Origin of the sequence: Streptomyces sp. NPDC057623, from assembly GCF_042800355.1 — a bacterium.
Lineage (GTDB): Bacteria > Actinomycetota > Actinomycetes > Streptomycetales > Streptomycetaceae > Streptomyces.
The window spans coordinates 110,097-132,315 of record NZ_JBHVGZ010000008.1 but is presented as its reverse complement, the minus strand read 5'-3'; the positions used below and the strand labels follow the sequence as shown (position 1 = coordinate 132,315).

The 22,219-nt window shown below is 72.6% G+C and carries 20 protein-coding genes; 10 read left to right on the top strand and 10 right to left on the bottom strand.

What is annotated here, in order from left to right; translation table 11 throughout:
• The first annotated feature begins 434 nt into the window (after nucleotides 1-434).
• From ACFU95_RS11695 to ACFU95_RS11685, 3 genes are all read left to right on the top strand, one after another.
• Nucleotides 435-1,742 carry an RNA-guided endonuclease InsQ/TnpB family protein gene (locus tag ACFU95_RS11695; RefSeq protein WP_383825329.1) on the top strand — a complete coding sequence of 436 codons (1,308 nt, stop codon included), beginning with the start codon at nucleotides 435-437 and terminating at the stop codon, nucleotides 1,740-1,742.
• A 64-nt stretch (nucleotides 1,743-1,806) separates the two neighbouring features.
• A complete protein-coding gene (locus tag ACFU95_RS11690) occupies nucleotides 1,807-2,691 on the top strand; it encodes a GNAT family N-acetyltransferase (RefSeq protein ID WP_383825326.1) in 885 nt (294 codons plus the stop codon).
• Nucleotides 2,692-2,816: 125 nt separating this feature from the next.
• The gene (locus tag ACFU95_RS11685; RefSeq protein ID WP_383825323.1) at nucleotides 2,817-4,400 is read left to right on the top strand and encodes a serine/threonine-protein kinase; all 1,584 of its coding nucleotides are present in this window, start codon (nucleotides 2,817-2,819) and stop codon (nucleotides 4,398-4,400) included.
• A gap of 10 nt (nucleotides 4,401-4,410) precedes the next feature.
• On the opposite strand, the gene ACFU95_RS11680 is transcribed toward ACFU95_RS11685, so the two are convergent.
• From ACFU95_RS11680 to ACFU95_RS11670, 3 genes are read right to left on the bottom strand one after another with little or no spacing between them, the layout of a single operon-like run.
• On the bottom strand, nucleotides 4,411-5,076 hold the full coding sequence (locus tag ACFU95_RS11680) for a pyridoxal 5'-phosphate synthase (protein WP_383825320.1): 666 nt from the start codon (nucleotides 5,074-5,076) through the stop codon (nucleotides 4,411-4,413).
• A gap of 33 nt (nucleotides 5,077-5,109) precedes the next feature.
• Complete coding sequence (locus tag ACFU95_RS11675) at nucleotides 5,110-5,535, bottom strand: pyridoxamine 5'-phosphate oxidase family protein (RefSeq protein WP_383825318.1); 426 nt, start codon at nucleotides 5,533-5,535, stop codon at nucleotides 5,110-5,112.
• Between the two features lie 22 nt (nucleotides 5,536-5,557).
• On the bottom strand, nucleotides 5,558-6,733 hold the full coding sequence (locus tag ACFU95_RS11670) for an acetyl-CoA acetyltransferase (protein ID WP_383825315.1): 1,176 nt from the start codon (nucleotides 6,731-6,733) through the stop codon (nucleotides 5,558-5,560).
• A gap of 93 nt (nucleotides 6,734-6,826) precedes the next feature.
• Here ACFU95_RS11670 and ACFU95_RS11665 point away from each other — a divergent pair, with 93 nt between their 5' ends.
• Together ACFU95_RS11665 and ACFU95_RS11660 are read left to right on the top strand one after the other, a co-directional pair.
• Nucleotides 6,827-8,101, top strand: coding sequence for an acyl-CoA dehydrogenase family protein (locus ACFU95_RS11665; protein WP_383825313.1), 1,275 nt, complete (start codon nucleotides 6,827-6,829; stop codon nucleotides 8,099-8,101).
• Complete coding sequence (locus ACFU95_RS11660) at nucleotides 8,098-8,571, top strand: nitroreductase family deazaflavin-dependent oxidoreductase (protein WP_383825310.1); 474 nt, start codon at nucleotides 8,098-8,100, stop codon at nucleotides 8,569-8,571. Before ACFU95_RS11665 ends, ACFU95_RS11660 begins: the two co-directional genes overlap by 4 nt.
• Here ACFU95_RS11660 and ACFU95_RS11655 read toward each other — a convergent pair.
• Nucleotides 8,566-9,189 (bottom strand): LysE family translocator, encoded by a 624-nt coding sequence (locus ACFU95_RS11655; RefSeq protein ID WP_383825307.1) that lies wholly within the window; start codon nucleotides 9,187-9,189, stop codon nucleotides 8,566-8,568. The genes ACFU95_RS11660 and ACFU95_RS11655 overlap by 6 nt on opposite strands.
• Before the next feature lie 82 nt (nucleotides 9,190-9,271).
• On the opposite strand from ACFU95_RS11655, the gene ACFU95_RS11650 reads away from it, so the two are divergent.
• Entirely contained in the window at nucleotides 9,272-9,724 is a 453-nt protein-coding gene (locus tag ACFU95_RS11650) for an Lrp/AsnC family transcriptional regulator (RefSeq protein ID WP_383825304.1), read from the top strand.
• 103 nt (nucleotides 9,725-9,827) lie between these two features.
• On the opposite strand, the gene ACFU95_RS11645 is transcribed toward ACFU95_RS11650, so the two are convergent.
• Nucleotides 9,828-10,475, bottom strand: coding sequence for a TetR family transcriptional regulator (locus ACFU95_RS11645; RefSeq protein ID WP_383825301.1), 648 nt, complete (start codon nucleotides 10,473-10,475; stop codon nucleotides 9,828-9,830).
• A 122-nt stretch (nucleotides 10,476-10,597) separates the two neighbouring features.
• Here ACFU95_RS11645 and ACFU95_RS11640 point away from each other — a divergent pair, with 122 nt between their 5' ends.
• The 3 genes from ACFU95_RS11640 (at nucleotide 10,598) to ACFU95_RS11630 (ending at nucleotide 14,609) form a co-directional block, all read left to right on the top strand.
• A complete protein-coding gene (locus ACFU95_RS11640; RefSeq protein WP_383825298.1) occupies nucleotides 10,598-11,335 on the top strand; it encodes a VOC family protein in 738 nt (245 codons plus the stop codon).
• 224 nt (nucleotides 11,336-11,559) lie between these two features.
• The gene (locus ACFU95_RS11635; RefSeq protein WP_383825295.1) at nucleotides 11,560-13,935 is read left to right on the top strand and encodes a PQQ-binding-like beta-propeller repeat protein; all 2,376 of its coding nucleotides are present in this window, start codon (nucleotides 11,560-11,562) and stop codon (nucleotides 13,933-13,935) included.
• A gap of 152 nt (nucleotides 13,936-14,087) precedes the next feature.
• A complete protein-coding gene (locus ACFU95_RS11630; RefSeq protein ID WP_383825292.1) occupies nucleotides 14,088-14,609 on the top strand; it encodes a hypothetical protein in 522 nt (173 codons plus the stop codon).
• 1 nt (nucleotide 14,610) lies between these two features.
• Here ACFU95_RS11630 and ACFU95_RS11625 read toward each other — a convergent pair whose 3' ends face one another.
• Genes ACFU95_RS11625 through ACFU95_RS11615 form a run of 3 tightly spaced genes read right to left on the bottom strand, consistent with a single transcriptional unit; the run spans nucleotide 14,611 to nucleotide 16,949 of the window.
• Nucleotides 14,611-15,381, bottom strand: coding sequence for an enoyl-CoA hydratase/isomerase family protein (locus ACFU95_RS11625; protein WP_383825289.1), 771 nt, complete (start codon nucleotides 15,379-15,381; stop codon nucleotides 14,611-14,613).
• On the bottom strand, nucleotides 15,378-15,794 hold the full coding sequence (locus ACFU95_RS11620) for a Zn-ribbon domain-containing OB-fold protein (RefSeq protein ID WP_383825286.1): 417 nt from the start codon (nucleotides 15,792-15,794) through the stop codon (nucleotides 15,378-15,380). The genes ACFU95_RS11625 and ACFU95_RS11620 overlap by 4 nt, the downstream gene beginning before the upstream one ends.
• A 6-nt stretch (nucleotides 15,795-15,800) precedes the next feature.
• Nucleotides 15,801-16,949, bottom strand: coding sequence for a lipid-transfer protein (locus tag ACFU95_RS11615; protein ID WP_383825283.1), 1,149 nt, complete (start codon nucleotides 16,947-16,949; stop codon nucleotides 15,801-15,803).
• A gap of 95 nt (nucleotides 16,950-17,044) precedes the next feature.
• Between ACFU95_RS11615 and ACFU95_RS11610 the strand changes: the two genes are divergently transcribed.
• Nucleotides 17,045-18,595: a FadD3 family acyl-CoA ligase gene (locus ACFU95_RS11610; protein ID WP_383825281.1), complete on the top strand. Its 1,551-nt coding sequence runs from the start codon at nucleotides 17,045-17,047 to the stop codon at nucleotides 18,593-18,595.
• 111 nt (nucleotides 18,596-18,706) lie between these two features.
• Here ACFU95_RS11610 and ACFU95_RS11605 read toward each other — a convergent pair whose 3' ends face one another.
• Nucleotides 18,707-18,895, bottom strand: a complete 189-nt coding sequence (locus ACFU95_RS11605; protein WP_383825278.1) for a hypothetical protein — start codon at nucleotides 18,893-18,895, stop codon at nucleotides 18,707-18,709.
• A gap of 216 nt (nucleotides 18,896-19,111) precedes the next feature.
• Nucleotides 19,112-22,078: a BTAD domain-containing putative transcriptional regulator gene (locus tag ACFU95_RS11600; RefSeq protein ID WP_383825276.1), complete on the bottom strand. Its 2,967-nt coding sequence runs from the start codon at nucleotides 22,076-22,078 to the stop codon at nucleotides 19,112-19,114.
• Nucleotides 22,079-22,219 lie beyond the last annotated feature (141 nt).

Genomic DNA, 22,219 nt, shown 5'->3' with positions numbered 1-22,219 from the left:
ACCTGCAGCGCGAACCCCTGCGTATCCGCACACTGCGCTGCCAGCGCCGACTGGCCCGCGCCGCTTGATCAATGGCTCCCCGGATCAAAGAGGCCCTCAAGCCGGTTCACTACCCTCGTGACCCACGCTGGCATACGACCTTCCATCCACACCTCCCCGAACTGCTCGGCCACGGTCTACGCCTGCGCCCGTGGGACCCCGGACTCCGAAACCGACGTTCGATGCCTGGTTCCGAGCGTGCACCGACCCCCAGTTACGGCGCTGCACCACCCGCTGCGGATCACCACCTTGCTCGACGGGCAGAGTGCCCGGTCCTTCAGGGCCGGGGTGAATGCCCGTTCCCGCGTGGTAGGCGAAAGTGTGCCGGTCACTCTCAGGGGTGATGTTGGTCGAAGGTGTGCGCGTGAGGGGAACGGGGTGGCTAGGTTCGTGGCATGTCTCGTTTCCGGATGTATCCGACGTGCGCGCAGGCCGAGCAGATGCTCACGCACTGTGCGCACGCCCGGTACGTCTGGAATCTTGCCGTTGAGCAGCATGCGCACTGGCGCCGGTGGCGTAAGAGCGCGCCAGGTTTCGCGGAGCAGTGCCGTCAGCTCACCGAGGCCCGGCAGGAGAACGAGTGGCTGGGCTCGGGGAACGCGGACGTGCAGCAGCAGGCACTGAAGGACTTCGCCAAGGCCAGGAACGCCATGTTCACGTCCGGGTTCGGTGAGCCGACCTGGCGCAAGAAATACCGGCACGAGGGCTTCCGGGTCATCGGCACCGGCCGCGTACCGGAATACGACGCGGACGGGACGCCGAAGCTCAACGCGAAGACCGGCAGGCAGGTCATGGGCCGGTCGGTGGTCGTGCTCAGGCTCAACCGGCGATGGGCTCAGGTCAGGGTGCCTGGCTGCGGCTGGGTCCGCTTCCGCCTCAGCGCCCAGGGCAAGGGTGCGCGGCTGCCCGAAGCGAAGTCGTTCCGGGTCACCTTCCGCAACGGCCAGTGGCACATTGCGTTCGCTGTCGTCCCGGTGCCGGTGCCGGCGCCGGCGCCGGGCACGGGTGAGGTGATCGGCATCGACCGGGGCGTCACGATCACCGCTGCCCTGTCGGACGGCCGGAAGCTGAACTGCCCGCAGCTCACCGTCAAGGAACGCGCCCAGGTCCGAAAGCATGAGCGGCGGGCGGCCAGAGCGGGCAAGGGCAGCCCCCACAAGGCGGCCGAGTACGCGAAGGCCGCCAGGCTCAAGGCGCGGGAGGCAAATCGGCGCAAGGACTGGTGCGAGAAGACCAGCACCATGCTCGCCCGCTCCTACGACCTTGTCCGGTTCGAGAAGCTGAACATCAAGAACATGACCCGCTCCGCGAAGGGAACCGTGGAGCAGCCCGGCAGGAACGTGGCGCAGAAGTCCGGCCTGAACCGGTCGATCCTCGCCCAGGGCTGGGGCCTGCTCCGGCAGCGCACCGGTCACAAGGCCCCCGGCCGGGTCGAAGACGTTCCCGCGCCCTACACCAGCCTGCGGTGCAGTGCCTGCGGATGGATCGAGAAGAAGTCACGCAAGAGCCAAGCTGACTTCGAGTGCGTATCCTGCGGCTTCACCTGCAACGCGGACAACAACGCAGCCAACAACGTCGCGGCAGGACAGGGCGGGATCCCTCGCCCCCGGCTCTCAGCCGGTGCCGGAGGGGTGACAACGGCCACCGGCCGTTCGAGCGCCCGTGAACCTCAACCCAAAAGGGTTGGAATCCCGCTTTCTTAAAAGGGGGAGGATGTCAAGGCGGAAAAGGGTGCACAACCGCCGCCGGGGCGCGGGATCATGAGGTATGCGCCCGGACGACTGGTACTGCACCCAGGATCTCAGCGGCTTCCTCTCCCACGCCGGTGGCTTCCTGCGCTCACGCCCCGATCTGCACACCGTCGTCCTGACGGTGACCGAGACGCTGCGCACCGGCGGGTTGCGCGCGTACGGCGACGAGGCGCCGGTGTTCGGTGTGCTGGAGGTGGGCGGGCAGGTGCGAGCCGCCTACTTCCACACCCCGCCCTTCCGCCTGAACGTCACACCGCTCACCCCCGACGAGGCCGAGTCGCTCGCCGCCCACCTGGTCGCCCTCGGCCACTCGGTCCCCGGCGTCATCGCGGCCCAGGAGACCGCCGAGGCCTTCGCCGCCGCCTGGCGGCGTCTCGCGGGTGGCCGGGCCGTGGTCAGTCAGCGCCAACGCCTCTACCGGCTCGGCAACCTGACCGTGCCGCAGCCCCTCCCGGCGGGCCGGGCGCGGGTAGCGGGCCAGGAGGACCGGGAGCAACTGGCGCGCTGGTACGGCGAGTTCGTCGAAGCCGTCGGCGACCACGCCGCCCGTGACGCCGCCGCCTGGGCCGACTCGCGGATCTCCTACGGCGGCGTCACCTTCTGGGAGGGCGACGACGGCACCCCCCTGGCGATGGCCGGCGTGACCCCGGTGGTCGCCGGACAGGTCCGGGTGGCCCCCGTCTACACCCCGGCCCAGCTGCGCGGACGCGGCTATGCGGGCGCGGTCACCGCCCAGGTCAGCCGGGCCGTGCTCGGTTCCGGGGTGCGCGAGGTGCTGCTCTTCACGGACCTCGCCAACCAGACCAGCAACGGCCTCTACCAGCGCATCGGGTACCGGGCGGTGGCCGACTTCACGGCATACGACTTCCGGGGGACCCGGGGCTTCCCGGGCCGTGCCTGAGCCCCGGGGAATTCGCGACCGCGGCCGCGTGAACCGCCGCCGTGACGTGTGATCCGTACGCGCTATGGTGCATCTGCAATCTGTTCGAAGAGTGCTCGCGTGTACGGGGAAAAGTAGGTCTCAGGGTGTCCGATCTGGGGAGGCTCATCGCCAACCGGTACCGGCTGGTGGAGCGCGTGGGCCGTGGCGGCATGGGCACCGTGTGGCGGGCCGAGGACGAACTGCTCAACCGGCACGTCGCCCTCAAGAAGCTGCACGTCCCGCCCCACCTGCACGAGGACGAGGTCCAGCGGCTCTACGAGCGCACCCGCCGCGAGGCCCGCAGCGCGGCCCGGATCACCCACCCCCATGTGATCGTCGTGCACGACGTCGTCGACGACGAGGGCCTGCCGTGCATCGTCATGGAGTACGTCCCCTCGGTCACGCTCGGGGACGTACTGAAGCGCCAGGGCGCGCTGCCGCCGGGCGAGGCCGCCCGGGTCGGCCGCAGCATGGCCGCCGCGCTGCGCGCCGCGCACGACGCCGGTGTGCTGCACCGGGACGTCAAGCCGGCCAACGTCCTGCTCGGGCACGACGGGCGGATCGTCCTCACCGACTTCGGCATCGCGGTGGAGTCCGGGACATCGTCGCTGACCAGGACCGGGGAACTGGTCGGCTCGATCCAGTACCTCGCGCCGGAGCGCCTGCGCAGCGGGATCGCCGAGCCCGGCCCCGCCTGCGACCTGTGGTCGCTCGGAACGACGCTGTACGAGGCCGTCGAGGGGCGGCCGCCGTTCCGCCGGGACACGGCGATCGAGACGGCGTACGCCATCGCCGCCGACCCGCACGAGCCGCCGAGCCGTGCCGGGGACCTGGCCCCGGTGATCGAGGGCCTGCTGGTGAAGGAGCCCGGCCTGCGCATGGACGCCCGGGAGGCCGAGCACATCCTGAGCCGGGTGGCCGGCGAGGCGACCGCCCCCCTCGATCCGCCCACGCGGCCGGAGCGGGTGCACGCCACCTCCCCAGCCTCCGCCACCCCCACCGCTCCCGTCGCCTCCGCCGCGCCGGTGCGCAAGCGGGGCCGCCGCACGGTCCTGTGGATCGCCTCGGCACTGGTGATCGCCGCCACCGCGACGGGCGCCGTGCTGCTGCTGCCGGGGAACGGCGGTGCCTCGCGGGACGACGGCGCCTCCTCCCCGTCCCCTTCCCGGTCCGCGTCCAAAACCTCGGGCACCTCCGGCGGCTCCGACCCCTCTTCGGAGGCGAGCGCCTCCCCGTCGCCGGTTCCCGCCGGATACCACCTGGTGAAGGCCGGCCAGGGCTTCTCCGTGCCCGTCCCGGACGGCTGGAAGGCCCAGGACGTGCCCAAGACCGGTGAGGTCGCCTACATCGACCCGACCGGTCTGGTGGGCCTGAGGGTCCAGGTGGTCGAGTTCGCGGGGGCCGATCCGCTCCAGCACTGGCGGGACACCGAAGAGGCCCAGACACGCCGCGACAACGCGGACTACGAGCGGATCAGGATGAGCCGCACGACGTTCCGCGGGCGGACCGCCGGGTACTGGGAGTTCACCTTCCAGGGCAGGGTGCGGGGGTTCCGGGGGGTCGAGCTGGCCATCAACGGCGCCGACAACACCCAGTACGCCATCTACCTCTCCGCGCCGGACGCGCAGTGGGACGAGTACCGCCCGGTCTTCGACAACGCCGTGAACGGGATCCGCCTCCCCGAATGACGGCACGCCCCTAGGGCCAGAGCAGCTCCTTCGCCCAACCGCCCTGCGCGCGCCGGTAGTTGAGCCGCACGTGCCGTCGCCCGGCGTCCCCCTGGAAGAACTCCACCCGGTCCGGGCGCAGGTGGTACAGGGTCCAGGTCGGCACCGGGGCGTCGGGTTCGCGCCGGGCCCGCTCCCAGGCATCCTCGGAGGCCCGCGCCAACTCCGCCGGTGAGCCCAGGACCTGGCTCTGGCGTCCGGTCAGCGCGGCCGCCAGCGCGCCGGTCGAGCGGGCGTGCAGGTCCGCCTGGCCCTCCTGGGCCGGGGCCGCCGTCACCGGTCCCCGCACCCGCACCTGGCGGCCCTGGACCGGCCAGTAGAAGCCGAGGGCCGCGTACGGGCGGGCCGTGAGCTGGCGGCCCTTGCCGCTGTCGACGTGCGTCGCGAAGGACCAGCCGGACGCGTCGGCGCCGTGCAGCATCACGGTCCGTACGTCCGGCAGCCCCTCCTCGTCGGCCGTGGCGAGGGACATGGTGTGCGGTTCCACCTGCCCCGCCGCCACGGCCTGCGCGAACCACGCCGTGAACAGGGCGAGCGGGGCGGCGGGCGCGGTGGCCGGGTCGAACTCCGGCAACCCGGTGACCGCCGGGTCCCACACCCGCAGCGACCTCAGCAGCTCATGAAGATCTGTTCCCATGCCCCGATTGTCACGTGCGGGCGCCGCCCCCGCTCACACCTGTCCCAGGTCGGACGACACCCACCGTTCGGGCCGCATGTGGATGACGACCTGCTCGCCGTGGTTCTTCCAGGCGAAGTCGACGTACCCGTCGACCTTCTCGGCCGGGAGGTAGCGGGCCGAGATCTCGCGGAGCTGTTCGAGGGTGGCGGGGATCGTCTTGACGACCGGCCCCTCGACGGACACGTAACGGATGGTGGGGTCGAGCCGGTCGACCATCAGGGAGATGCGGCCGGCCGCCTGGATCAGCTCGTTCTTGCGGGTGTCCGAACCGGTCATGACCCAGATGTCGCCCCCGGGTTCGTACTGGTACCAGATCGGCAGGGTCAGCGGAGCGCGCCCCGCGCCCGCGTCGACCGACAGCGCGGCGATATGAGGTTCGGCCAGGAACTGCTCACGCTCTTCCCGGGTCAGGGCCATGCCTGTTTCCTCTCGGTCGTCGTCAATCCCTGCCCAGTACCAACGTCCCGGACGAGCAGAACCATCCCCCGGTCGCCGACGCCACCCCCAGCCTGGGCAGCCCCCCGTCCCGCCGCCCCCGCACCTGCCGCTCCCCGCCCTCGCCCCGCAGCTGCCGCACCGCCTCCACCAGCAGGAACAGCCCCCGCATCCCGGGGTGCTGGGCCGACAGCCCGCCCCCGTCCGTGTTGACCGGCAGTTCCCCGCCCCGCACCAGGAGCCGCCCCTTCTCCACGAACGCCCCGCCCTCGCCCTTCCCGCAGAAGCCGAGGTCCTCCAGCGTCACCAGGGTCATATAGGTGAAGGCGTCGTAGATCTCGGCGAAGTCGATCTCCTCGGGCCGCACCCCGGCCCGTTCGAAGGCGAGCCGCCCGCTGACCGCCGCCGGGCCCACCGTGAAGTCGGGCCACTCGGACATCGCGGCGTGCGAGACGTGCTCCCCGGTGCCGAGCACCCACACCGGGGCCGTGCGGCAGTCCCGTACGAACTCCTCGGCGGCCAGCAGCACCGCGGCCCCGCCGTCGGAGCGGATGCAGCAGTGCAGCTTGGTGAAGGGGTCGGCGATCACCTGCCCGTCGAGCACGTCGTCGACCGTGATCGGGTGGCGGAACATCGCCTCGGGGTTCAGGGCCGCGTTGGCCCGGGCCTGGACCGCGACGGACGCCAACTGCTCGATCGTCGTGCCGTGTTCGACCATGTGGCGGCGGGCGGCCATGGCGTACTTGGCGATGAGCGTGTGCCCGTACGGGACCTCGAACTGAAGGGGGCCCCGGGAGCCGAAGGAGAGGTTGCCGGTGCGGCGGCCGGCCCTGATGTCGGCGCGGGCCGTGGAGCCGTAGACGAGGAGTACGGCGTTCGCGTGTCCCCGCGCGATCGCGTCCGCCGCGTGGGCCGCCATCACCTCCCAGGTCGCGCCGCCGACGGAGGTGGAGTCGACCCAGGTGGGGCGCAGGCCCAGGTACTCGGCCACCTCGACGGGGGCGAGGGTGCCGAGTCCGGCGGAGGCGAAGCCGTCCACCGCCTCCCGGCCCAGCCCGGCGTCGGCGAGGGCGCGGCGGGCCGCCTGGGCGTGCAGGGCGTACGGAGTGGCGTCGTCCACCCGGCCGCAGTCGGAGAGGGCGACGCCGACCACGGCGACTTTCCGGCTCGCGGAAGTCATGAGAGGGGGCCTCCAACCTCTGGGCATCTCGGTCCGGCCCTCCTAATATGACGGCCCGTCAGATCCGGAGGGAAGAGCCGGAGGGAAGAACCCATGGACGCCAGCCTCACCCCAGAGCAGGACGAGATCCGCCGCACCCTCCGCGAGCTGCTCCACAGCCGCTGCGGCCCGCACGAGCTGCGGGCGGCCGTCGACACCCCGGCCGGCCACGACCCCGCCCTCTGGACCGCCCTGGCCGAACAGCTCGGCCTGCCCGGCCTCGCCCTCCCCGAGAACTACGGCGGTGTCGGCTGCTCGGCGACCGAACTCGCCCTCGCCTGCGAGGAGACGGGCCGGGTGCTGGCGCCCTCCCCGCTGCTCGCCACCGCCGTCCTCGCCGCACCGCTGATCGCCGCCCTCGGCACCGAGGCCCAGCGCACCGCACTGCTGCCCCGCCTCGCCTCCGGCACGCTCACCGCCACCCTCGCCGTCCCCGGCCCCGCCCTCACCACCGCCCTCGCCCTGACCGGCGACAACGGCGGCGACTGGGCGGGCGGCGGGCGGGCCGGGGGCGTACAGGCGCGGCGGACGGAGGGCGGATGGCGGCTGTACGGGCAGGTCGACCAGGTGCTGGACGGGCACAGCGCGGGCCTGCTGGTGGTCGCCGCGCACGCCGGGGGGTTCGCCCGCTCGCGGACGCTGCTGTTCCTGCTGGCGGGGGACGCGGCGGGGGCCGTACGAGTACGGCAGACCGCCCTGGACGCCACCCGCCCGCAGGCCCGGCTCCAACTCCGGGACGTGGAGGCCGAGTTGCTGGGGGAGGAGGGCGCTGACGTGCTGGGTGTGCTGGCGGGTGTGGGGCAGGTGGCCGCCGCCGTCCTCGCCTGCGAGGCGGTGGGCGCCGCCGACCGGGTACTGGAGCGGACGGTGCAGTACGTGAAGCAGCGGGAGCAGTTCGGCCGCCCGATCGGCTCCTTCCAGGCGGTGAAGCACAGGCTGGCGGACGTGTACGTGGCGGTGCAAGCAGCGAGATCGGCGGCCTATTACGCATCCTGGGCCGCAACACCCTCAAGGGGCGCGGGCGGTGTCGATATGCGGCTCCGCCGCTTGGGCGCGACCAGCCACGACGGCGCCGCGGCCGCCCGGCAACCCATCGCGGCACCCCCCGCGGAGCGCCTCGCCCTCGCGCAGGCCCTGGAAGCGCTCCGCACCGCGTCCGCCGAGGGCATCCAGTTCCACGGCGGCATCGGTTTCACCTGGGAGCACGAGGCTCACCTGTACTTCAAGCGAGCCGCCGGCGACGAGCTGCTCTTCGGGCCGGTGCACCGGCTGCGGGCGCACGCCGCCGACGCCGCCCGGCTCTTCGACGCCCAGGAGGTGGCGGTGTGATCGGCGTCCGGGTCGTCCAGAAGGTGTCCTCGACGCGGGGCTTCGCCAGGGTCGCCCCGCATGTCATCCCGGTGCTCGACCGGGCCGTGCACCGGCTCACGCGCGGAAAGGTGCTGCTCAGCGCCCGGATGCTGCCCGGGGTGATCCTGACCTCCACCGGCGCCCGCAGCGGTCGGCCCCGTCGTGCGCCGCTCGCCTGCATGCCCGAGGACGACGGCCGCTCCTGGCTCCTCGTCGGCTCCAACTTCGGCCGCCCCGGCCATCCCGCCTGGACCCACAACCTCCTCGCGCACCCCGATGCCGAGGTCAGCTGGAAGGGCCGGGACATCCCGGTCACGGCCCGGCTGCTGGAGGGGGAGGAACGGGCGGCCGCGTGGAAGGCGGTGCTGGGCTTCTGGCCGCCGTACGCGACGTACCAGGCCCGGGTGGAGCGGGAGATCCGGCTCTTCAGGATCGTCCGCCGGTCATAGCGTCGCCAGGCGCTGGACCAGGAGGAACGCGCCGATGCCCAGCATGGCCGCCCCGGACGTGCGCGCGACCGCGCGGGCCGCCGCCGGGCGGGCGCCGAGGACCGCGCGGGCCGCGAGCCCCACCGTGAGGTAGACGGCCGCGCAGCACGCCATGTGGAGCAGGCCGAGTACGGCGGTCTGGGCCGGGACCGGCAGATGGTCGCCCTTCGTCAGCAGGAACTGCGGCAGCACGGACAGGTAGAGCAGCAGGCCCTTGGGGTTCAGGCCGCTGATCGCGGCCCCGCGCAGAAAGGCACGGGCCGGACGCGTGGCCACGGGCTCCTCGGCCGCCCCCGGCGTGCCCGGGCGCCGCAGTACGCTCCAGCCCAGCCACACCAGATACGCGGCGCCCGCCGCCGTCAGCGCGGTGAGCAGCGCCGGCTCGCTCGCCACCAGCACCGCGAGACCGGCCACCGCGAGGACGGTGTGCAGCGCGTACCCGGTGACCAGGCCCGTCACCGCCATCAGCGGGGAGCGGTCGCGCAGCCCGGCGGAGATCGCGTACGCCCAGTCGGCGCCCGGCACGCAGACGAGGAGCAGGTCGATGGCGAGGAAGGAAATGAGCAATCCGGAGTCCATGAGGGCGACATTAGGCGGGAATGGCCCGAAAGTGTTGTCGAAGTTTGCCCATGATCGGGGATTGTGGGGGAAGATCTGCCCCATGGATGACGTGGACAGAAAGATTCTTGCCGAGCTTCAGCAGGACGGGCGGCTCACCGTGACCGAGCTGGCCGCGCGGGTACGGCTCAGCGTCTCGCCGTGCCACCGGCGGCTGCGCGAGCTGGAGCGGGGCGGTGCCATCAGCGGATACCGGGCCGTCGTGGACCCGGCCGCCGTCGGGCTGAACTTCGAGGCGCTCGTCTTCGTCTCCATGCGCCAGGAGGACCGGGAGACCGTCGCCGAGTTCGAGCGGGCCGTCGGCGAGGTGGAGGAGGTGCTGGAGGCCCAGCGGCTGTTCGGGGAGCCGGACTACCTGCTGCGCATCGTCGCCGCGGACCTCACCGCCTACCAGCGGCTGTACGTCGAGCGGCTGGCCACGCTGCCGGGGGTGCAGCGGCTGACGTCGACGCTGGTGATGAAGCACGTGGTGCGGGACCGGCCGCTGCCGGCCTGAGAGCGGGGGCCGCGGAGCGCGGCAGGCGGTGGCCCACGTGTGTGTGAACCACCGCCTGCCAGACAGGACTTGACGCCGGGCCGCCGCGCATCGGTGCCCGGAGTTACTTGGTCGGCTTCTTGCCGGTCACGCCCAGGTGGACCAACAGGGCCAGGTTCGGTTTGAGTTCGGCCTGTTTGACGCCCCAGGTCTGGAAGCCCTTCTGGTGCGAGGCCACCGCCGCGAGCATCGCGACGATCGAGCCGGCGACCGCGGCCGGGTTGACGTCCTTGTCGACCTTGCCCTTGGCCTGCAACTGGGTGACCGCCTCGGCCAGGGAGTTGTTGACCGTGTTCAGGATCTTCATACGGATCTTGTAGAACCGTTTGTCGCCCTCGGACGCGCCGAGGTCGACGACCCGGAGGATCGCGTCGTTGCGGCGCCAGAACTCCAGGAATCCGTCGACGAGTTCCTGGGCGGTCTGCCAGCCCGCCTTGCCGACCCAGCTGCGGCCCTCGACGAGCTCGGTCAACCCGGCTCCCTCGGTGGCCATTTGGTCGGCGATCTCCAGTACGGCGCCCTCGACGTCCGGGAAGTACTGGTAGAAGGTCGCGGGTGAAGTTCCCGCCTTCCGGGCGACATCGATGACTTTGACGTCCCGGTAGGGGGAGGAGCTGAGCATCTCGCTGAGGCAGTCGAGCAGCTTCTGCCGGGTCGCCTGCCCACGCCGGCCGGCCACGCGGCCGTCGACGGTACGCACTTGTCCTGTCATGTCGTCAGCTTACCGAGGCGTGATCGGGGCGCGATTCGGCCGACTGCAAATGGGGTGCATGAGCATGCGGAGGCGGGTGTGCCTGGTCTGCGCGCCGCGGAAGACGCCGTTACTTTTGCCACATGGCCGAAAACAGGGCATCCACAGACGGAACGGGATACGGGGAGGGCGTCCCGTGCTGGGTGGACGTCCAGCTTGCCGACGTGGAGGCGGGCAAGCGGTTCTACGGCGAGCTCTTCGGGTGGGACTTCGAGGAGGCGTACGACTCCACCGTATGGGCCCGCCTGGACGGTGACCGGGTCGCCGCGCTCTCCCGTAAGACGGACGGGCGGATGCCCACCGTGTGGACGGTGTACTTCGCCACCCCGGACGCGCGGGCGCTGGGGGAGCGCATCCGCGAAGCGGGCGGGCAGGTGGTCATCCCGCCCGTGCCGATGGGGGCCGGGCTGGGCGCCGCCGCGCTGGTCACCGACCCCGAGGGTGCCGTCTTCGCGCTCTGGCAGGCGGGCAGCCACCAGGGCTTCGGCCGACGGCACGAGGCCGGCACCTTCGCCTGGGCGCAGCTGTACGCCCGGGACGCCGAGGCCGCCAACCGGTTCTACGGCACGCTCTTCCAGGACGCCCTGTTCGGGCCGGACGCCAAGCCCGACTTCGGGCGTGCGGCCGTCTCCGAGGTCTTCCCGGAGATGATGCCGCCCCATTTCCTCGTCCACTTCCGGGTGGCTTCCTGCGAGGAGGCCCTCGGCACGGTGAACCGGCTCGGCGGACGCGTGCAGGTGCCGCCCTTCGAAACGTCGTACGGCACGGTCGCCGTGGTCACCGACGACCAGGGGGCGTCCTTCGCGGTGCTGGAACGCTGACCGCACTCTTACCTTCGGTGTCCCACTATGCGAACCGGCGCTTTCGCCGGGCGGCGGGCTGTGGTTTTGTCCCAAGACACCCCGTTCCGCCCGCGGGTTCGCAACCACGCCTCCGGACAGGAAGAATCGGGGTGCGTGCCGCCAAGGCGGTGCGGTGGTGAGACGCTGCACGGGGTCGCGTACATATCTGGTGACGGGGCCCGTACGGGGAGGTGGCAGGCAGAGTGGTGGATCAGCTGACGCAGCACGATCCGCGCAGGATCGGGCCGTTCGAGGTGCTCGGACGGCTGGGTGCCGGCGGCATGGGGCTGGTCTATCTCGCGCGCTCGGCTTCGGGCCGGCGCGTGGCGATCAAGACGGTCCGTACGGAGCTCGCCGAGGACCAGCTGTTCCGCGTCCGCTTCACCCGCGAGGTGGAGGCGGCCCGGGCGGTCTCCGGTTTCTACACGGCCGCGGTCGTCGACGCCGACCCGCGGGCCGCCGTGCCGTGGCTGGCCACCGCGTACGTTCCCGCGCCCTCTCTCGAAGAGATAGTGAACGAATGCGGGCCGCTCCCGGCCCAGGCGGTGCGCTGGCTGGCGGCGGGTGTGGCCGAAGCGCTCCAGTCCATCCACGGCGCCGGACTCGTCCACCGCGACCTGAAGCCGTCCAACGTGCTCGTGGTCGAGGACGGCCCCCGCGTCATCGACTTCGGCATCGCGTCCGGCGTATCGAACACCCGTTTGACGATGACCAACGTCGCCGTCGGTACGCCCGCCTACATGTCGCCCGAGCAGGCGAAGGACTCGCGCAGCGTGACCGGCGCGAGCGATGTCTTCTCGCTCGGCTCGATGCTGGTGTTCGCCGCCACCGGACACCCCCCGTTCCACGGCGCCAACCCGGTCGAGACGGTCTTCATGCTGCTGCGTGAGGGTCCGGACCTCGAAGGTCTCCCGGACGAGCTGCGCCCGCTGATCGAGTCCTGTATGCAGATGGAGGCCACGGCCCGGCCCAACCCGGCCGATCTCCAGGCCCAGCTGGCCCCCCACCTCTTCGGCTCCGGCTCCGACGACAGCGGTACGGCGTCGGCGTGGCTGCCCGAGCGGGCGGTCGGCCTGATCGAGACGCGGCGCGGCGGCCGCCAGGCGGCGAAGCCCCCGTCGTCCTCCGGCCGCAGCGGCGGCGGACACGTCGGCCCCGGGCCGGTCCCCCCGCCGCCCTCGCACGACCCGGTGGTGCCGGGCGGGCAGCCCGCGCCCGTCCCGGTCGGCGCCCCCGACACCGGCCCGGTCCGGCTGGCCGGCGCCGCCGTCCCCATCGGCCCCGGCCCCCGCGTCTCCGACGCCCGCGCCGCCGCCATGCAGGCACCCCCGCCGGAGGCGGGCCTGGTCGCCTCCTGGTCCAGACCCCGCCCCGGCGTCAACGGCACGGACCCCGCCGTGGGCCCTGCCGTCCCCGTACTGCCGCCCACGCCCCCGGAGCCGGCGGCCGGCTGGCGGCCCTGGCGTTTCCGCATGTCGAACGACGTCTGGGGCACTCCCTCGGTCGCCGACGACCTCGTCTACGTCACCTCCTTCGAGGTGCACGCCCTGGACGTGGCCACGGGCCGCCGCCGCTTCAAGACGCGGGACGTGGCCTGGTCGATGGCGGTCGCGGACGGCCGTATCCACGCCTCCGACGGCCCGACCCTGTTCGCCCTGGACTGCCGCGAGGGCGCGGACCTCTGGCGCCTCCAGACGGACGCCTGGGTGTACTCCCTCAAGGCCGAGCGGGGCACCGTCATCACCGGCACGCGCGGTGGCGGGGTCCAGGCATGGGAGGCCTCGAACGGCCAGAAGCTGTGGGAGCTCACCGGGGCCCAGGCCGACTTCGAGTCCCCGGAGGCCGGGCCGGCGCTGTACGACGGCACGGTGTACGTCTGGCAGGACGCCCGGCTCAAGGCCCTGGACGCCCGGACGGGCGACGAGCGCTGGTCGTACCCCATCGGCGACGCCGCCTCCTGCGGCGGGGTGCCGGTGCGGGTGGCGCAGGCGCACGACGGCTATGTGTACGTCTCCGCCGGGACCCGGGTGCTCGCCCTCGACGTCGTGAGCGGCCTGGTCCGCTGGCACTTCGAGGCCCCGGCGGTCTTCCTGTGCCCGCCGGCCTTCGTGCCGGGCCCGGCGGTGACCGGCGGCGGTGTGTACCTCGCCGACTACCTCGGCACGGTCTACGCCCTGGACGCCACCGACGGCCGTGACCGCTGGCGTATCGCCACCGAGTCCCGGTCCTCGATCGAGCCGGTGCTGGTGGCCGGCGGGCACGTCCATGTCGGCAGCGGCAAGGGCCTGTACACGCTGGACGCCGTCACCGGGACGCCGAAGTGGCGCTTCCAGGCGGGCGGCGACATCGTGGGCGCCCCGGCGGTGGCCGAGGGCCGGATCCACTTCGGCTCCACCGACCATCTGCTGTACACCCTGAAGGCCGACGACGGCCGCCTGCGCTGGAAGCTCGCGACCGGTGGCGAGATCACCGGGTCGCCGGTGGTGCGCGACGGAGTCGTGTACGCGTGCAGCAAGGACCGCTGTGTGTACGCGCTGGACGCGGAGAAGGGCACGGGCACGGCACGCTCCGCCGGGTAGGCGCGGTGCGGCCGTCGGCCGGGGCGGTCATCTTCACCGCTCTTACACGTCGCGCTACGCCCGGTGAGCTCTTGCCGCCGTGCGACCGCTGCTAGCGTGACGTGCTCACGCTCAACGCAACGGGGTTGCCAGACATTCGGGGGTCGCACCACATGAAGCTTCGCCATGTCCGCGCTGTAGCTGTCTTCGTCGGTGTGGTGGTCGCGCTCACGGGTGCGCGGCACTCCAGCGGCGGCGGCTGCGACAGCAGTTCCAGCTCCAGCAGCTCGTCGAGCAGTTCGGGTGGGACGAGCGGCGGCAGCACGCACGACGACGATGACGACATCGACATCGACGCCGGGTCGGGGTCCGGCGGTGCCGAGGCCACCGAGGATCCGGCCGCCGAGCCGACCGAGGACGTGAAGATCACGTCGTGCAAGCCCGAGGACCAGGGCCTCGTCGCTGATGTCCGTGCCACCAACAGCAGCGCGACCACGACGTACTCCTACACCTTCGAGGTGTCCTTCAAGGACCCGAACGGCAAGCACTTCAAGACCCAGCAGGCCGGGATCATGTCCGTCGCCCCCGGCTCCGCCGAATCCACCCTCGTCATCGGGGGCAAGGCTCCCGCCGGCAAGGGCTTCTGGGTCAGCGGCGGCACCTGCGAGCTGAAGGACGCCACGCGCATGCGGTAGGTCAGCGCGTCCTGAACTCCGGGCGGCGGGCGGCGAACAGCTCCGCCTGCCGCTCGCCCGGCAGGTTCCCGAGCGCGATCAGGTGCGGCGCCTGCGCGAACGCCCGGTCGAGGGCGGCCTCCCTGGCCGCCCACAGCGCCCGCACCGTCCCCTGCACGCCCTCCGCCGGATATCCGGCGATGACGGCCGCGCGGTCCACCGCCGCCGCCAACGCCCCGCCGGTCTCGGTGAGTTCGGAGACGAGCCCGACCTCGTGGGCCCGTCGCGCCGACATCCGCTCCGCGCTCCCCATGAGCGCCATGCGCGCGGCCTCCCCGTAGGGCATCCGCAGCGCCATCAGCATGGACTCGTACGCGCTGACCATCCCGTAGGTGGTGTGCGGGTCGAAGAAGGCGGCGGTCGGGTCGGCGACCACGAAGTCCGCCTCCCCGAGGAGGTAGAAGGCCCCGCCGCAGGCCATGCCCCGCACGGCGGCGACGACCGGCTTCCACAGGTCGTTGGCCTTGGGCCCGACCCGCAGCAGCGGATCGTCCGTCATGTACGGCGAGTTGGGCTGCGCGACGACGGCGTCCCGGTCCAGCCCCGTGCAGAAGGCCCGCTCTCCGGCGCCCGTGAGCACGATGGCCCGTACGGTGTCGTCGAACCGCAACTCCCGCCAGGCGGCGACGAGTTCGTCCCGCATCTCCAGGTCGATGGCGTTGAGCCGGTCGGGCCGGTCGAGGGTGACGACGGCGACGCCCGTGTCCTTGTCGGTGGTGAGGGCGAGGCTCATGGGCGCTCCAGGACCCACCGCGGCAGCCCGGTGCCGCTGAAGACGGCCTGGACCTTGGCGCCGATGCGGATCCGGTCCGGGGCGAGGGAGTCCAGGGGCGCGTCGGGGTCGGTGACGAGGTTGCCGACCAGGCGGACGCGGGGGGCGTCGGTCAGCTCGACGACGACGACGTTGTACGGCGCCTGCTCGGCGTAGTCGGGCAGCAGGGGCGGGTGGGGGACGACGTACGACCAGACGCGGCCGTGTCCGCCGACCTGCCGCCACTCGCAGGCGAAGGACTGGCAGTGCGGGCAGCAGGGGCGGGGCGGGAAGCGGGGCTCGCCGCAGTCGGCGCAGGTCTGGACGCGGAGTTCGCCCCGGGCGGCGTACTGCCAGAAGGGGGCGCCGTCGGGGTCGGTGACGGGGGAGAGCATCTTCGGTCAACTCCTCAGGAGCAGCGCGGAGGTGGGGACGCCTTCGCCGGCGGTGACGAGACAGGTGGCGGCGCCCGGGACCTGGGCGGTGCTGGTGCCGCGGAGCTGCTTGACGCCCTCGTTGATGAGGTTGAAGCCGTGGACGTAGCCCTCGCTGAGCCCGCCGCCGCCGGTGTTGAGGGGCAGCCGCCCGCCGATCTCCAGGGCGCCCCCTTCCGTGAAGGCGCCTCCCTCGCCGCGCCCGCAGAACCCGTATCCCTCCAGCGAGAGCGGTATGAGGGCCGTGAACGCGTCGTAGATCTGGGCGACGTCCACATCCTGCGGCGTGAGGTCGGCGTGCTTCCACAGGTGGCGGGCCGCGGTCCAGGCGGGACCGGTGAGCGGGTCGTCGTTCCAGTAGTTGACCATGCCGTGGTGCTGGGCGGGCAGGCCCTGGGCGGCGGAGTGGACGTAGACGGGGGTGTGCCGGCAGTCGCGGGCGCGCTCGCGACTGACGATCACGCAGGCCAGGGCGCCGTCCGTCTCCAGGCAGTTGTCGAAGAGGCAGAGGGGCTCGCTGATCCACCGCGAGGTCATGTACATCTCGCGGGTCAGCGGCCGTTCGTACATCACCGCGGCGGGGTTCTGGTTGGCCCGGTTGCGGCAGGCGAGGGCGACGTTGAAGAGATGGTCGCGCGTCGCTCCGTACTCGTGCATGTAGCGGCGGGCGAGCATCGCGATCTCGTCGACGGGGCGCAGGAGGCCGTACGGCCGTGTCCACTGGGCGGGGGTGGGCAGTTGGGCGGCGGTGTCGCGCCAGGGCCGGGGCCCGCTGCCCCGCTTGCGGGAGCGCCAGGCGACGCCGACCGTCGCCTGCCCGGTGGCGATGGCGGCCGCGAGATGCGCGACCGTGGCACACGAACCGCCGCCGCCGTACCCGACCTTGCTGAAGAAGGTCAGATCACCGAGGCCGACGGCCTTCGCCAGCTCGACCTCGTCCGTCTCCTCCATCGTGTACGAGGCGAGCGCGTCGACCTCGCCGGGGGCGATCCCGGCGTCGTCGAGGGCGGCGAGGACCGCACGGCAGGCGAGGGTCTTCTCGTCCTCGGGGAGGTGTTTGGCGAACGGCGTCTCGCCTATGCCGACGACGGCGGTCGCGTCCTTGAGTCCTGCCATGTGCACACCTCCGCGCTGCGGACGGGCTGCTGACAGAGCGTCAGACTACAGCTAATCTGACGGGTAGTCAGCTAGCGTGTTCGGGGAGGCCCATCGTGCAGTGGCAGAGCATCCCGGAGCTGGTCCGCGCGGCGGCCGAGCGGTACGCGGACACCGAGGCGGTGGTGGAGGGCCGGACCCGCATCTCGTACGGCGAACTCGGCGCCCGCGTCGAACGGTCGACGGCCGCCTGCATCGCGAACGGCATCACACCCGGCGACCGGGTCGCCATCTGGGCCCCGAACACGCTCGACTGGATCGTGTCGGCGCTGGGCGCGGTGGCGGCGGGTGCGGTGCTGGTGCCGCTGAACACCCGCTTCAAGGGCACGGAGGCCGCGGACGTGCTGCGCCGCAGCGGGGCCCGGCTGCTCTTCGTGACCGGCACCTTCCTGGGCACCTCCTACGTGGCGTCGTTGCGCCGGGCGGTCGCGCGCGGGCCGGGGCTGCCGGAACTGGAACAGGTCGTCGTGCTCTCGGACGACGCCCCGGCGGACTTCCGCACCTGGAAGGACTTCCTGGCGAGCGGGGACGGGGTGAGCGAGGCGGAGGTGCGGGCGCGCGCGGGGGCGGTGGAGGGCTCCTGGCCCTCGGACATCGTCTTCACGTCCGGTACGACGGGCCGTCCGAAGGGCGCCGTGATCACGCACGCGCAGACGCTGCGGGCGTACGAGGTGTGGAGCGACCTGGCCGGGCTGCGCCGGGGCGACCGCTATCTGATCGTGAACCCCTTCTTCCACACCTTCGGCTACAAGGCCGGGGTGATCGCCTGTCTGATGCGGGGCGCGACGATGATCCCCCAGCCGGTGTTCAACGTCGGCACGGCCCTGGCGAACATCGCGGCGGAACGGGTGTCGGTGCTGCCCGGCCCGCCGACCCTGCACCAGTCGCTCCTGGACCACCCCGCGCGCGACTCCCACGACCTCTCCGCGCTGCGGCTGGTGGTGACCGGCGCCGCGGTGGTGCCGCTCAGGCTGGTGGAACGCCTGCGCGGGGAGCTGGGCGTGGAGACGGTCCTGACCGCCTACGGCCTCTCGGAGGCCAGCGGCATCGTGACGATGTGCCGCCGCGGCGACGACCCGGAGGTGATCGCGTCGACGTCGGGCCGGGCGATACCGGGCACGGAGGTCCGCGTCGAGGCCCCGCCCGGCGAGCCCGGCGAGGTCCTGGTGCGCGGCTTCCACGTGATGCGGGGCTACTACGAGGACGCGGCGGCCACCGCGGAGGTGCTGACGGCGGACGGCTGGCTGCGGACGGGCGACGTGGGCGTGCTGGACCCGGCGGGCTGTCTGAGGATCACCGACCGCATCAAGGACATGTTCATCGTCGGCGGCTTCAACGCCTACCCGGCGGAGATAGAGCAGGTGCTCGGCCTGCATCCCGATGTGGCGGACGTGGCGGTGGTCGGCGTACCCGACGCGCGGCTGGGGGAGGTCGGCAAGGCGTATGTGGTGCGGCGGCCGGGGACGGTGCTGACCGGGGACGACCTGATCGCCTGGGCCCGGCGGGAGATGGCGAACTACAAGGTGCCGCGGGTGGTGGAGTTCCTGGGGGAACTGCCGCGCAACGCGAGCGGCAAGGTGGTCAAGGGGGAGTTGCGGGGCGACTAGGCCGGCGCGACCCCCCGCCGACGACGAGGCACACCCGCCCGTCGCCTCACACACGTCGGCCGCGACGGCTCCCCCTCCGCGCCGCCGCGGCCGATCCCCGTGGGACGAGGTCTACTTCTTCGGCTTGAAGGGCTCCGACGTGGCGTGGATGTCCTTCGTCTCGAGAGGCTCCTCGGTGGCGTGGATGTCCCCCTGGGTGGTGGCGCCCCCGTCCGTCGCCTTCTTGTCGGCGGCCGCGGCCTCGACGGGCTCCGAGGTGGCGTGGATGTCCTCCAGCTTGACGACCTGCTCGTCACTCATGATCGTTGCTCTCCACTGGTCTTGTCCGGCAGTAGGTTGACAAGGCCCGTCCGGTCATTCCCCCGAGGATGGCCGGACGGGCCCGTCGGGCCGTTCACCCTAGTCCGCAGGTGTGCGGCCCTCTTCCCCGACCCGTCTGCCCCCCGACGCGACGGATCGACTGACTAGAGGATGTAGGGCGGCGATAAACGAACGATGAACGCCGCGGCAAGCCCCTCAGGCGGCCTGGGCGGGAGCCAGCAGTGCCCGCACGGCCGCGGCCTCCGGTGAGTCCAGCTCGTCGTAGATGGAGACGGCTTCCTCCCAGCAGACCCGGGCGCGCCCCGTGTGGCCGACGGCGGTCAGGGCGCGGCCCAGCACCGTGAGGACGTTGCCGCGCCGCCACTCGCCGCCGATGCCGCGCAGCACGGTCAGCGCCATCTCGGCGTTCGCCGCCGCCTGGGCGTAGCGCCGCGCGGCGATGTCGACCTCCGCGAGGCGGAACAGGGTCATCCCCTCCCACAGCCGTTGGCGGCTGTCGCGGAAGACTTCCAGCGCTTCGAGGAGCCGCTCGGCCGCGGGACCGAGCTGTCCGCTCTGGGTGAGGGCCATGCCCAGGGCGTAGCGGCCGTTCGCGCCGCGCATGGAGTTGCCCATGGCGTCGTAGAGCTCCATGCCCTCCTGGGCCAGGGACACCGCGCTCTGGGTGCGTCCGGTCGCCAGGTGGATCCGGGAGAGGTTGCACAGGATGGAGGCCTCGCCCGGGCGGTCGTCCAGGGCCCGGAAGTGCCTTATGGCGTGGGACAGGTGCTCCTCGCCGTCCCCGTTGCGTCCCTGGTACAGGGCGATGACCCCGCGGGCGTTGTGGGCCCAGCAGACGGGCAGCAGGTCGTCGGCCCGGTGGGCGAGGCTGATGACCTGTTCGGCTTCCTGGTCGGCCATGTCGAACCGGCCGCTGTCGAGGTGTGCGTGGGACAGGGTCATCAGCGCACGCGCCTCGACCGGCTCCACCCCGAGCCGCCGGGCGGCTTCCAGCAGGGTCCTCGCCGTGGCCTCGTACTCCTTGGAGTTGGCCCCCGACTCCGAGATGTCGACGGCGGCCCACAGCAGGTCGACGGCGCGGCGAAGGGCCTCCGGGTGGTCGGCGCACTGGCGGGCGAAGGACAGCAGACAGGGCGCCTCGGTGTACAGCCAGTCCCGCGCCTCCTTGCGGCCCGGGAACGGCACCGCCGGATACGTCGTGGCCGCCAGATGGTCCACCAGCCGGTCCCCCGGCCGCTCGATCGCGTAGACCCCCGCCGCCGTGGCCAGGTAGAAGTCCAGCAGCCGGCACAGGGCGGCGTCGCGCTCGCTCGGCGGCCACTCGTCCCGCTCCGCGCACGCACGCGCGTAGAGCCGCACCAGGTCGTGGTACCGATAGCGGCCGGGCGCCGCCGACTCCAGCAGCGAGGTGTCCACGAGGGATTCCAGCAGGTCCTCCGTGTCCTCCACCGGCAGATCCAGTACGGCCGCGGCGGCGGCCAGCGAGATGTCCGGGCCGTCCGCCAGGCCCAGCAGGCGGAACGCCCGTGCCTGGGCGGGCTCCAGGGCGCCGTAGCCCAGCTCGAAGGTCGCCTTGACCGCGAGGTCACCGGCCTGCAGCTCGTCGAGCCGGCGCCGCTCGTCGGCCAGCTTGGCGGCGAGGACGGACACGGTCCAGGTGCGGCGCGCCGCCAGCCGTGAGGCCGCGATGCGGATCGCCAGCGGCAGGAAGCCGCAGGCCGCGACCACGTCCAGCGCGGCCTCCCGTTCGGAGGCGACCCGTTCCTCGCCCACGATCTTCGTGAACAGGGACAGCGCCTCGTCCGGGGACATCACGTCCAGGTCGACCAGATGGGCACCCGCCAGGTCCACCATGCGGACCCGCGACGTCACCAGCGCCGCGCAGCCCTCCATGCCCGGCAGCAGCGGGCGTACCTGGGCCGCGTCCTTCGCGTTGTCCAGCAGGACCAGGACCCGGCGGCCGTCCAGCACCGAGCGGTAGAGCGCCGCCCGCTCCTCCAGCGAGTCCGGGATCGCCGAGTCGGCGGTGCCCAGCGCGCGCAGGAACGAGCCCAGCACCGTCTCCGGCTCCGCCGCCCGCGGGCCCGCGCCCTGGAGGTCGACGTAGAGCTGCCCGTCGGGGAAGGCCGAACGCGCCTGGTGGGCGACGTGCACCGCCAGCGTCGTCTTGCCCACGCCCCCGATGCCCGCCAGCGCCGACACCGCCATCACCCGGCCCTCGGCCGAGGCGAGGACGTCGCTCAGCTCCGAGACGAAGGCGGAACGGCCCGTGAAGTCCGGGACCGTGGCCGGGAGCTGGGCCGGGCGCACCAGGACCGCGGCCGGTTCGGCGACCGGCGTGGACGGCTCCGCGAGGCCGGGGTCGGCCTGGAGAATGCGCTGCTGGAGTTCCCGCAGACCCGGGCGCGGGTCCACACCGAGTTCGTCGGCCAGCAGGCGCCGCGTGTCCGCGTACACCGCCAGCGCCTCCGCCTGGCGCCCGCTGCGGTACAGCGCCAGCATCAGCAGCTCCCGCAGCCGCTCCCGCAGCGGGTGCGCGGCCGTCAGCGCCGTCAGCTCCGACACCGCCTCCGCGTGGCAGCCCTGGTCCAGGTCCATGTCGAGGCGGGTTTCGAGGAGTTGGAGGCGCCACTCCTCCAGGCGGACCCGCTGGGCCTCCGCGTACGGGCCGGGGACGCCCGCCAGCACCTCCCCGTCCCACCGGGCCAGCGCCTGTCCCAGCAGGTCCCGCGCCTGGCAGAGATCCCCGGCGCTGCGCGCCTTCTCCCCCTCCGCCGCGAACTCCTGGGCCGCCGCCAGGTCCAGCGCGCCCTGGTCCAGGCCCCGCACCGCGTAGCCGCCCGCGTCGCTCACCAGGACCCCGGGGTCCAGCACCTTCCGCAGCCGGGAGGCGTACGTCCGCAGCGCCGCCAGGGCCTGCGAGGGCGGCTCCTCGCCCCACAGGGCGTCGATCAGTTCCGGCGCGGTCGCCGTGCGGCCCTCGCGCAGCAGCAGGGCGGCGAGCAGGGCGCGTTGCTGGGGGGAACCGGTGGGGAGCTGCTCCTCGCCGCGCCACGCGCGTACGGGTCCGAGCACGCTGAAGCGCAGCACCGCCGCAGGTGCCGCCTCATCTGTCGAGGAGCCGGGACGCCATTGCTCCGGCACTCGCGGTACCCCGCCCATCGCAGTCCCCCTAGGACCCGTTTACATCCCCGTCAGTCTGCCTTGTTCCGGCAGCCGCGTCAGCTGTGGATGGCCTGATCACAGGTGGGCGCGCGGGATATCACAAGGCCCTCACGTGCTCTTCGCACGGCGTCGCCACTC